The organism is Klebsiella pneumoniae subsp. pneumoniae HS11286 (assembly GCF_000240185.1).
Classification (GTDB): domain Bacteria; phylum Pseudomonadota; class Gammaproteobacteria; order Enterobacterales; family Enterobacteriaceae; genus Klebsiella; species Klebsiella pneumoniae.
The window spans coordinates 43,749-54,842 of the sequence record NC_016845.1 but is presented as its reverse complement, the minus strand read 5'-3'; the positions used below and the strand labels follow the sequence as shown (position 1 = coordinate 54,842).

Sequence of the window (11,094 nt, the reverse complement as noted above, 5' to 3'; positions counted from 1 at the left end):
CTCTGTTCCTAGATATTGCGGCGAATAATATTGCGTAAATTATCAATCTGCAGAAACAGCGCATCGATATCCTGCCGGTGGCTCTTACTTTTGGCATATACCGATAATGCCCGGTTGTAAGTCAACATCAATGTTTTTTGCACGTCGCTATTATCGGGCTGGCGCTGTAATTCGCCTTCCAGTCTGGCGATCTCTTCCGCCAGCTGACGGGACTGTTGATCATAATCCTGCAGCGGGTTTTGCTCTTTTTTCCACAGCGTTTTCAATGATTCAAACATAGCAAGCTCCCTCCCTGGCGGAAGACAGGGCAACAAAAGATATGTGTCGGTAAAAACGCTACTTAAATAGCGCCATTTTTTCCATTAATACGGCAGTAACTGCCTGGTTGGCGGGAATTAAAAATTTCCGTACGCTGTCATTTACTTTTCCTTTCTCAAACGTTGATTTACAGCGGTCGACCCACTGCACGTTCATTTCCGTTCCGACGTTCACTTTATTAATCCCTTCGGTGACGGCCAGCCGCATATCCTCATCGCTGACACCTGTGCCGCCATGCAGCACCAGCGGCACGCCCGTCGCTTCGCTTATCGCCTTCAGCCGCGCATGCTGTATCTGCGCTTTACCGGTGTACAGGCCATGCACAGTGCCCACGGAGACGGCCAGCATATCGACCTGTGTCTCCTTCACAAAACGCGTCGCGTCTTCGACGGTAGTAAAACAGATATCTTCGGCAGCCACCGCTTTTCCATCCTCTGACCCGCCGATCGCCCCCAGCTCACCTTCTACCGTAATATTCCGCGGCCGGGCCATTTCCACCACAATCCGCGTGTTACCGATATTTTCCTCGAGGCTTAAGTGAGACCCGTCGTACATCACCGAAGAAAAGCCCGCATTCATTGCCGTCTCGATGGCTTTAATATCGGAGCAGTGATCGAGATGCAGGCAGGTCGGGATATTTTCACTGTCTGCTAATGAACGCACGGCATCGACCAGTAACCGATACCCCAGATACTCTGCGGTACCGGTTGATATTTGGATCATTAATGGGCTGCGGCTGTTTTGCGCGGCTTTAAAAAAAGCCGGTAACATCTCAATACAGTGCAAGTTAAACGAGCCAATCGCTTTAAAATCTCTTTCCTGAGCGATTTTTAAAATCTCATTAAAATTATACAGACTCATGAACACTTTCCCCTTTCGGCTTAGCGGATTTACCGTTTACAAACCATGCCAGTGCGGCGACAAACACAATAAACAAGGCGACAAAGAGCCAGTTATTCTGGAAGGCGTGGCCTAATACCAGACCGGAGCTGATGACGTCTGAATCGCTGAAGGTGACGCCCGTAAAGCCGTAGCTCTCCAGCATGGGTACCAGAATGGCCGGCAGCAATGTGATAAACAGGCCGTGAATCACCCCGCCGATCATCGCCCCGCGACGTCCGCCCAGCGCATTGCCAAATACCCCTGCCGTACCGCCGGCGAAAAAGTTGGTTAACAGCCCGGGGAGAATCATCGCCAGGCCGAACATCGGGAAAACCAGCATGCCGATAATCGAGCCGACAGTCGTTGCCAGAAATCCAACAATCACCGCATTCGGTGCATAGGGAAATAGCACCGGGCAATCGAGAGCGGGCTTTGCATCCGGGACAATACGCATCGCGATACCGCGAAAAGCCGGCACCAGCTCATTGAGTAATAAACGCACGCCGCTATAGAGGACAAAGACCCCGGCGACAAACTGAATGGACTGCATGAAGGCATACATCAGGTAATTAATGCCGCCGGAGAACTGCGCGATGTACTGAGGCCCCGCCGCGATAGCCGGGATGAGATACATCGGCACCATCACCACCGCCATGGCCAGATAGGTATCCTGCAGAAACTTAAAGTTATCAGGCAGTTCGAGATCTTCCGTGGAGCGAGAGCCTTTTCCGACAACTTTAGCGACCGCAGCCTGCACCAGATAGCCGATAGTACAGAAGTGCCCCAGGGCCACATCGTCAGACCCGATAATGCGCCTGACCACCGGCTGCGCCAGGGCCGGCATTAACACCGCCATCACGCCGCCGAAGATGCCCCCGGTTAAAATCAGCGGTACGCCGGTGAGCCCGGACTTATAGCCAATCACGGCGCCGATCGTCGCCATCCACAGCAGCGCCTGGCCGGTCAGAAAAATATATTTCAGCGGCGTCAGCCGGGCGATAATAATATTGACGGCAAAGATCACCAGCAGCGTCAGCGCCACCTCCGAACCTAATTCCCGATTCGCTAACCCGGCGATGGCGGCCACATCGGTAATATAGCCTTTCATGCCAAATCCCTGGGTGAAGATATCATTCAGGAAGGTCAGCGTGGCGACAATGATGTTTATCCCGGCCATCATAATTAAGAAACCGAGCAGCGTTTTAAATGTCCCTTCCGCGGTTTTGCCTGGCGATTTCTTTTGCAGGATCAGGCCAAGCATGGCAATAAAAGCAATAAGAATGGATGCCTGGCCGAGTAAATCCTTAACGATAAACGCAACGAAGCTATTCATAATCAGCCACCTTCAGATGACGTTCTTTTAAGAATGCGACGATCTTAGTTTCAATCTCCTCTTTATCAGTAAGTTTATTCAACACCACGACACGTTTAATTTCTTCTTCACTGGCATCGGCGGTTAAGATGTCGGCAAAGGTTTTTTGCGTCAGAATCATATCCGATTTAAAAGCCCCAGCTTCGGAAACGGTGGTGTGTTCAATATGAGCGGGAATTTCCAGCTTCTTTAAAACTGCCTTCGCCGTCATTTCAATGGCAAAGCTTGAACCGAGGCCGCAGCCACATACGCATAAAATTTTCAGCATGGAGGGTCTCCTCAAATAATATTGAGTTGCTTGGCAAGTTTATAATGATGTCCTTCAGTATCGACCAGACGTTTTTTCATACTGACTAAATCAATCGGAATAGGTTTGTTACTGGAATTAATTATTATGGCTTTATTTTTCATACCTGACTGAATACAGCGAACCACTTCACTGGCCATAATAGTGCCCTGATAAATCTCTTCGCAGGTTGGATCACCGCTGCGTAAACCATAGCCGACGATCGTTTTACGGATACGGACACCTATTTGTGGTTCCAGCTGTTTAATCATGGTATCAATCGCCCCCTGAAAGCCGGGAGAGTACTCTTTGGTATAGCCTTCTGAGCAGAGGATAACGACGCTATTCTGCGTACTCAGCTTCCGGGTAATCCGTTCCGCGAGCACGGCCAACGGCATCTGTGCCTCCGGGATCAGGGCAATATCCGCATTACATTTAATGGCGGACTGCAACGTTAGTTCTCCACAATAGCCTCCTAATATCTCAACCATAAAAACCCGACCGGGCAGCGCTCTTCCGGTATTTCTTAAACGAGAGACTTCTTTAATAATTTGCTCACAGGCCGTGGAAAAACCAATCGTATAATCACTGCCATACACATCATTATCGATAGTCATTCCCACACCAAAGCAATTAATCTCAAATTCACTAAGGGTATTCAGAAACTGCAGGCTGCCATCCCCCCCGGCCATAATGAGCACATCAATACGCAGAGATTTAAGTTTTTTAGCAATGCTTTCATATTCACTGCGCTGCAGTTTGCGACTGGTTCGCCCCGAGGTAATGATCGGCACCGCGGTAATTGAATAATCAACCAGATCGCGCCACGCCATATCCTGATGACTTTTCTCCAGTAGCCCTGGAATACCGCCATTAAACAGCGTGATATCAGCATTAGCCTGCCTGGCTATCTGGAATATAAAATTATTCATTCCAGAAACATCCCCGCCGCTAATAACGATACCAATTTTCATGACGCATCCTCGCTCATTTGCCTGACAACATTTTTCCCTGAGTACAAGCCTTCTATTTGCAATGAAGATCACATAATGCGTATTAAATTACCGCAGTGAATAGTTGACAGGTACGGCGAAACACCTATTTTTGTGATACACATCCCATTTAAAGAGAGTGATCTCCATCGCTTTCTGTTTTTTATTTCTTTAAATTTCATGGCGTTAAAAAATCGAGATATTCAGGCGTGCTGACCTTTCCTTTGCCATAAAAAGGAGGATTTAAGAAAAGAACGGAAACGTGATTAGTGCCACATTTTTTTCGTAGCAGAGGAAAATATTGGCAAATTTCGCAGAGACGGGAAGCGGAAAACAAAAACAAAAAAAGCGCCCTGAGGCGCTCTTTCGACAGTTGCTATACGCTTATTTGTTCAGTTCGGCAGTCATATGCACGCGGTTGCCGGTAAACGCTTCGGTGATTTTGTAAGACGAAGCGCCGGCAGCCTGCGCCTGTGCGGCGATTTTCGCTTCCGCGCCGTCCATTGTGGAGGCGGTTGCGGTCACGGTTTCAGCAGCGAAGGAAGCGAAAGAGGCGGCCATAGCGATTACTGCGACAAAAGTTTTGATGCTTTTCATAATATAAACCCTTTCATTTAGTTGTTTAGATAAGGCGCTGTGCCTTGATGTGTTAAATAGTAGCCCGCACATTGCTAAACAAAAAGCGGAAGGATTTGCTGTCATTGTTCAAATTTATTGACCAATATTTAACCCGCAATTAAACGCTGCGGATGGGTGTAAACTGTCGCCCTACCCGGCTTGCAAAAGCCCACCAGCGTCAGATTGCAGCGCTCGGCAACTTCCACTGCTAAGGTGGTGGCCGCCGAGACCGCGAACAGGATCTCGACGCCGCACATCGCGGCCTTCTGCACCATTTCATAGCTGGCGCGGCTGGAGACCAGCGCGGCGCCATGCTGCCACCCCTCGCCGACTTCCGCCCGCCGGCCCAACAATTTATCCAGGGCGACATGCCGGCCAACGTCTTCAAACCCGCCCGCCAGTTCGCCCGTCAACCGGACCCACGCGGCCGCGTGAGTACAGCCGGTGAGCCGGCCAACCGGTTGAAAGTCGTTAAGATGCGCCAGGGCCTGATCGAGATTGGCTAAATCGAACGACTGAGTGAACGGCAGCGGCTGGACCGGCTTACCAATATCATTGAGCTGCTCGACGCCGCATACGCCGCAGCCGGTGCGCCCGGCCAGCGCGCGACGCCGGGCTTTGAGGCCCATAAAACGCCGGCTGGAGAGCTCAATCTGCACCTCAAGGCCGTTGCACACCGCTACCACGTCCATGCCGAAAATCTCCCGCCGGTGCTCGATAATCCCTTCGGATAAGGAGAAGCCGACGGCGAATTGCTCCAAATCTTTCGGGGAGGCCATCATCACCACGTGGGAGATACCGTTGTAGACCAGCGCGACGGGCACCTCTTCCGCTAACTCATCTGGCTGAGGGTGTTGCAGATCCTCGCGTTTCCAGAGGGAGACCTGGCGATATCCTGTGACATTCGTCACATTTTTGATTTGTTCGAGAGGCTTCTTGTTCACTTTGCTTTAACCGTATTGGAACAGGCATACACACAATGTGGTATTCTGTTTTTATCCCTTCAGGAATGAGGGAAATTTGCCCTAATTCTGAACCTTTGCGGCCTTCACCGCAAAGCAAATAACTACATGTGACAATGTCGAAACAAGGAGCGAACCATGCAGGTCAGCAGAAGGCAGTTCTTTAAGATCTGCGCTGGCGGTATGGCGGGAACCACGGCAGCAGCGCTGGGCTTTGCCCCGGCAACTGCGCTCGCGGAGACACGGCAGTACAAATTGCTGCGCACGCGCGAAACCCGTAACACCTGCACATACTGTTCTGTCGGCTGTGGGCTGTTGATGTATAGCCTCGGCGACGGCGCGAAAAACGCCAAAGCATCCATTTTCCATATCGAAGGCGATCCGGATCATCCGGTCAACCGTGGTGCGCTCTGTCCGAAAGGGGCTGGTCTGGTGGACTTTATCCATTCTGAAAGCCGCCTGAAATTCCCGGAATATCGCGCGCCAGGCTCCGATAAATGGCAGCAAATCAGTTGGGACGAAGCGTTCGATCGCATCGCCAAGCTGATGAAAGAGGACCGCGACGCCAACTTTATCGCGCAAAACGACGCCGGCACCACCGTCAACCGCTGGTTGACTACCGGGATGCTGTGCGCCTCCGCCTCCAGTAACGAAACCGGCTATTTAACGCAAAAATTCACCCGCGCCCTCGGGATGCTGGCGGTGGATAACCAGGCGCGTGTCTGACACGGACCAACGGTAGCAAGTCTTGCTCCAACATTTGGTCGCGGTGCGATGACCAACCACTGGGTTGATATTAAAAACGCCAACCTGGTCGTAGTGATGGGCGGTAACGCCGCAGAAGCGCATCCGGTGGGGTTCCGCTGGGCGATGGAAGCCAAAATTCATAACGGCGCCAAGCTCATCGTTATCGATCCGCGCTTTACGCGTACGGCGTCGGTGGCTGATTTCTATACCCCGATTCGTTCCGGTACCGACATTACCTTCCTGTCGGGCGTGATCCTGTATCTGCTGAATAACGAAAAATTCAACCGCGAATACACCGAAGCCTATACCAACGCCAGCCTGATCGTGCGTGAGGACTACAGCTTTGATGATGGTCTGTTCAGCGGCTACGATGCCGAAAAACGCCAGTATGACAAAACCAGCTGGAACTATGAACTGGATGAAAACGGCTTCGCCAAACGCGATACCACGCTGCAGCATCCACGCTGCGTCTGGAATCTGCTAAAACAGCACGTTTCCCGTTATACCCCGGATGTGGTCGAAAACATCTGCGGTACGCCGAAGGCCGACTTCCTCAAAGTCTGTGAATACATTGCTGAAACCAGCGCGCCGGATAAGACCGCATCGTTCCTGTACGCTCTCGGCTGGACCCAGCACTCCATCGGTGCGCAGAATATCCGCACCATGGCGATGATCCAGCTGCTGCTCGGCAACATGGGGATGGCGGGCGGCGGCGTCAACGCCCTGCGCGGCCACTCCAATATCCAGGGTCTGACCGACCTCGGCCTGCTCTCCACCAGCCTGCCAGGCTACATGTCGCTGCCGAACGAAAAACAGGCCGACCTGCAGACCTACCTGACGGCTAACACGCCGAAGCCGCTGCTGAAAGACCAGGTCAACTACTGGGGCAACTATCCGAAGTTCTTCGTCTCCATGATGAAAGCCTTCTTCGGCGACAAAGCCACCGCGGAAAACAGCTGGGGCTATGACTGGCTGCCGAAGTGGGATAAGAGCTACGACGTTCTGCAGTACTTCGAGATGATGAATCAGGGCAAAGTGAATGGCTATATTTGCCAGGGCTTTAACCCGGTCGCCTCGTTCCCGAACAAAAACAAGGTCGTCGCTTCCCTGTCGAAGCTGAAGTTCCTCGTGACTATCGACCCGCTCAATACCGAAACGTCCACCTTCTGGCAAAACCATGGTGAGTCGAACGATGTCGATCCGGCGAAAATCCAGACCGAAGTGTTCCGTCTGCCCTCCACCTGCTTCGCCGAAGAGAATGGGTCTATCGTCAACTCCGGCCGCTGGCTGCAGTGGCACTGGAAAGGCGCGGACGCCCCGGGGATCGCCGTCACCGATGGTGAAATTCTCGCCGGTATCTTCACTCGCCTGCGTAAGATGTATGCCGAAGAGGGTGGCCCGGCGCCGGAGCCGGTGCTCAACATGACGTGGAACTACTCCACGCCACACGAGCCGGCATCGGAAGAAGTGGCGATGGAAAGCAACGGTAAAGCGCTGGCGGATATCACCGACCCGGCAACCGGCGCGGTGATCGTCAAGAAAGGCCAACAGCTGAGCTCCTTTGCGCAGCTGCGAGATGATGGCACCACCTCCAGCGGCTGCTGGATCTTCGCCGGGAGCTGGACGCCGGAAGGTAACCAGATGGCGCGCCGCGATAACGCCGATCCATCCGGTCTCGGCAATACCCTGGGCTGGGCCTGGGCCTGGCCGCTCAACCGCCGCATCCTGTATAACCGCGCCTCCGCGGACCCGCAGGGTAAACCGTGGGATCCGAAGCGTCAGTTGCTGAAATGGGACGGCGCCAAATGGGGCGGCGTGGATATTCCGGACTACAGCGCCGCCGCGCCTGGCAGCGACGTCGGTCCGTTTATCATGCAGCCGGAAGGGATGGGCCGTCTGTTCGCTATCGACAAGATGGCGGAAGGACCGTTCCCGGAACACTACGAGCCGTTTGAAACGCCGCTCGGGACCAACCCGCTGCACCCGAACGTGGTCTCTAACCCGGCCGCTCGCGTCTTCAAAGGCGATCTCGAGCAGATGGGTAAGGCCGAGAAGTTCCCGTACGTCGGCACCACTTACCGTCTGACCGAGCACTTCCACTACTGGACCAAGCATGCGCTACTTAACGCCATCGCCCAGCCGGAACAGTTCGTGGAGATCGGCGAAAAACTGGCGAATAAGCTCGGCATCGGCCACGGCGATACCGTGAAAGTTTCCTCCAACCGCGGCTATATCAAAGCCAAGGCGGTGGTGACCAAACGTATTCGCACGCTGAAAGTTGACGGTAAGGATATCGATACCATCGGCATTCCTATTCACTGGGGCTATGAGGGCGTGGCGAAAAAAGGCTTTATTGCCAATACCCTGACGCCGTTCGTCGGTGATGCGAATACGCAGACGCCGGAGTTCAAAGCTTTCCTTGTGAACGTGGAAAAGGTGTAACGGAGACGACTTATGGCTTACCAATCGCAAGATATTATTCGTCGTTCCGCGACTAACGGTTTCACCCCCGCGCCTCAGGCGCGGGACCACCAGCAGGAGGTGGCGAAGCTTATCGACGTCACCACCTGTATCGGCTGCAAAGCCTGTCAGGTGGCCTGCTCCGAATGGAACGATATTCGTGATGAAGTCGGTCACAATGTCGGGGTGTATGACAACCCGGCGGACCTGACCGCCAAGTCATGGACGGTCATGCGCTTCTCGGAGGTGGAACAAAACGACAAGCTGGAATGGCTCATCCGCAAGGATGGCTGCATGCACTGCGCGGACCCGGGCTGCCTGAAGGCCTGCCCGTCAGAAGGCGCGATCATTCAGTACGCCAACGGTATTGTCGACTTCCAGTCCGAGCAGTGCATCGGCTGCGGCTACTGTATCGCCGGCTGTCCGTTCGATGTACCGCGTCTGAACCCGGAAGACAACCGCGTCTACAAATGTACCCTGTGCGTAGACCGCGTGACCGTCGGCCAGGAGCCTGCCTGCGTGAAAACCTGTCCGACCGGCGCAATCCACTTTGGCTCCAAAGAGGATATGAAAACGCTGGCCGGCGAACGCGTGGCTGAGCTGAAAACCCGCGGTTATGACAATGCGGGCCTGTACGATCCGGCCGGCGTCGGTGGCACCCACGTCATGTACGTGCTGCACCATGCCGACAAGCCGAATCTGTACCACGGCCTGCCGGAAAACCCGGAGATCAGCCAGACCGTCAAGTTCTGGAAAGGCATCTGGAAACCGCTGGCGGCCGTCGGCTTCGCCGCGACCTTCGCAGCCAGTATCTTCCACTACGTCGGCGTCGGTCCGAACCGCGCGGAAGAGGAAGAGGACAATCTGCATGAAGAGAAAGACGAGGTGCGCAAATGAAAAGACGTGACACCATCGTGCGCTACACGGCGCCGGAACGCATCAACCACTGGGTCACCGCCTTCTGCTTCGTCCTGGCGGCGGTGAGCGGGTTAGGCTTTTTCTTCCCGTCCTTTAACTGGCTGATGCATATCCTCGGCACGCCGCAGCTGGCGCGAATTCTCCACCCGTTCGTCGGGGTGGTGATGTTCGCGTCGTTTATCATCATGTTTTTCCGTTACTGGCATCACAACCTAATCAATCGGGATGATATCTTTTGGGCGAAGAATATTCGTAAGATCGTCGTCAACGAGGAGGTGGGCGATACCGGGCGCTATAACTTCGGCCAGAAATGCGTATTCTGGGCGGCGATTATCTTCCTGGTACTGCTGCTGGTGAGCGGTGTGATCATCTGGCGTCCGTATTTTGCGCCGGCTTTCTCAATCCCGGTGATCCGATTTGCGCTGATGCTGCATTCATTTGCCGCAGTGGCGTTAATTGTGGTTATCATGGTGCATATCTACGCCGCCCTCTGGGTGAAAGGCACCATTACCGCGATGGTGGAAGGCTGGGTTACCAAAACGTGGGCGAAGAAACATCACCCGCGCTGGTACCGAGAGGTCCGCCAGAAACAGGAAAAGTCATCTGAATGAGTATTCGCATAATCCCGCAAGACGAGCTGGGTTCGAGCGAGAAACGCACGGCGGAAGCAATTCCGCCGTTACTGTTCCCCAGGCTGAAAAATCTGTATAACCGCCGCGCTGAACGCTTGCGCGAGCTGGCCGCTAATAACCCGCTAGGCGATTACCTGCGCTTTGCCGCGCTGATTGCCCATGCCCAGGAAGTAGTGCTGTACGACCATCCGCTGCAGATGGATCTCACCGCCCGCATTAAAGCGGCCAGCGAACAGGGCAAGCCGCCGCTGGATATCCACGTCCTGCCGCGCGACAAGCACTGGCACAAGCTGTTGCACTCGCTGATTGCCGAGCTGAAGCCGGAAATGAGCGGCCCGGCGCTGGCGGTCATTGAGAATCTGGAAAAAGCCTCTGAGCAGGAGCTGGAGCAGATGGCCAGCGCGCTGTTTGTTTCCGATTTCGCCTCCGTCAGTAGCGACAAAGCGCCGTTCATCTGGGCTGCGCTGTCGCTCTACTGGGCGCAGATGGCCAGTCTGATCCCAGGAAAAGCGCGCGCCGAATACGGCGAACAGCGCCAGTTCTGCCCGGTGTGCGGCTCGATGCCTGTCTCCAGCATCGTGCAAATCGGCACCACTCAGGGGCTGCGCTATCTGCACTGCAACCTGTGCGAAACTGAGTGGCACGTAGTACGCGTCAAGTGCAGCAACTGCGAGCAGAGCCGCGACCTGCACTACTGGTCGCTGGACAACGAGCAGGCGGCGGTGAAAGCCGAAAGCTGCGGCGACTGCGGAACCTACCTGAAGATTATGTATCAGGAGAAGGATCCGAAAGTCGAAGCCGTCGCCGACGATTTGGCCTCCCTGGTGCTCGACGCCCGCATGGAACAGGAGGGCTTCGCCAGAAGCTCAATTAACCCGTTCATGTTCCCCGGCGAAGGGGAGTAAGT

Annotated in this window: 12 protein-coding genes; 5 read left to right on the top strand and 7 right to left on the bottom strand. The window is 54.2% G+C overall.

Annotated elements, in window-relative coordinates; translation table 11 throughout:
* Positions 1-8: 8 nt before the first annotated feature.
* The 7 genes from KPHS_00480 to KPHS_00420 form a co-directional block, all read right to left on the bottom strand.
* On the bottom strand, positions 9-278 hold the full coding sequence (locus KPHS_00480) for a hypothetical protein (protein ID YP_005224348.1): 270 nt from the start codon (positions 276-278) through the stop codon (positions 9-11).
* Between the two features lie 58 nt (positions 279-336).
* Complete coding sequence (locus tag KPHS_00470; protein YP_005224347.1) at positions 337-1,179, bottom strand: putative ketose-bisphosphate aldolase, class-II; 843 nt, start codon at positions 1,177-1,179, stop codon at positions 337-339.
* Positions 1,166-2,533 (bottom strand): putative sugar phosphotransferase component IIC, encoded by a 1,368-nt coding sequence (locus KPHS_00460; RefSeq protein YP_005224346.1) that lies wholly within the window; start codon positions 2,531-2,533, stop codon positions 1,166-1,168. The genes KPHS_00470 and KPHS_00460 overlap by 14 nt, the downstream gene beginning before the upstream one ends.
* Positions 2,526-2,840 carry a PTS family protein II component gene (locus KPHS_00450; RefSeq protein YP_005224345.1) on the bottom strand — a complete coding sequence of 105 codons (315 nt, stop codon included), beginning with the start codon at positions 2,838-2,840 and terminating at the stop codon, positions 2,526-2,528. Before KPHS_00450 ends, KPHS_00460 begins: the two co-directional genes overlap by 8 nt.
* Positions 2,841-2,851: 11 nt before the next feature.
* On the bottom strand, positions 2,852-3,832 hold the full coding sequence (locus KPHS_00440; protein ID YP_005224344.1) for a putative 6-phosphofructokinase: 981 nt from the start codon (positions 3,830-3,832) through the stop codon (positions 2,852-2,854).
* A gap of 402 nt (positions 3,833-4,234) precedes the next feature.
* Complete coding sequence (locus tag KPHS_00430) at positions 4,235-4,447, bottom strand: DUF1471 domain-containing protein (protein ID YP_005224343.1); 213 nt, start codon at positions 4,445-4,447, stop codon at positions 4,235-4,237.
* 128 nt (positions 4,448-4,575) lie between these two features.
* Positions 4,576-5,412, bottom strand: coding sequence for a formate dehydrogenase accessory protein (locus KPHS_00420; protein YP_005224342.1), 837 nt, complete (start codon positions 5,410-5,412; stop codon positions 4,576-4,578).
* 156 nt (positions 5,413-5,568) lie between these two features.
* Here KPHS_00420 and KPHS_00410 point away from each other — a divergent pair, with 156 nt between their 5' ends.
* Genes KPHS_00410 through KPHS_00370 form a run of 5 tightly spaced genes read left to right on the top strand, consistent with a single transcriptional unit; the run spans position 5,569 to position 11,092 of the window.
* The gene (locus tag KPHS_00410; protein YP_005224341.1) at positions 5,569-6,156 is read left to right on the top strand and encodes a formate dehydrogenase-O alpha subunit; all 588 of its coding nucleotides are present in this window, start codon (positions 5,569-5,571) and stop codon (positions 6,154-6,156) included.
* Positions 6,157-6,204: 48 nt separating this feature from the next.
* On the top strand, positions 6,205-8,619 hold the full coding sequence (locus KPHS_00400; protein YP_005224340.1) for a formate dehydrogenase-O alpha subunit: 2,415 nt from the start codon (positions 6,205-6,207) through the stop codon (positions 8,617-8,619).
* 12 nt (positions 8,620-8,631) lie between these two features.
* Positions 8,632-9,534, top strand: a complete 903-nt coding sequence (locus tag KPHS_00390; protein ID YP_005224339.1) for a formate dehydrogenase-O, Fe-S subunit — start codon at positions 8,632-8,634, stop codon at positions 9,532-9,534.
* A complete protein-coding gene (locus KPHS_00380) occupies positions 9,531-10,166 on the top strand; it encodes a formate dehydrogenase-O subunit gamma (protein ID YP_005224338.1) in 636 nt (211 codons plus the stop codon). Before KPHS_00390 ends, KPHS_00380 begins: the two co-directional genes overlap by 4 nt.
* On the top strand, positions 10,163-11,092 hold the full coding sequence (locus tag KPHS_00370) for a formate dehydrogenase accessory protein FdhE (protein YP_005224337.1): 930 nt from the start codon (positions 10,163-10,165) through the stop codon (positions 11,090-11,092). Before KPHS_00380 ends, KPHS_00370 begins: the two co-directional genes overlap by 4 nt.
* Positions 11,093-11,094 lie beyond the last annotated feature (2 nt).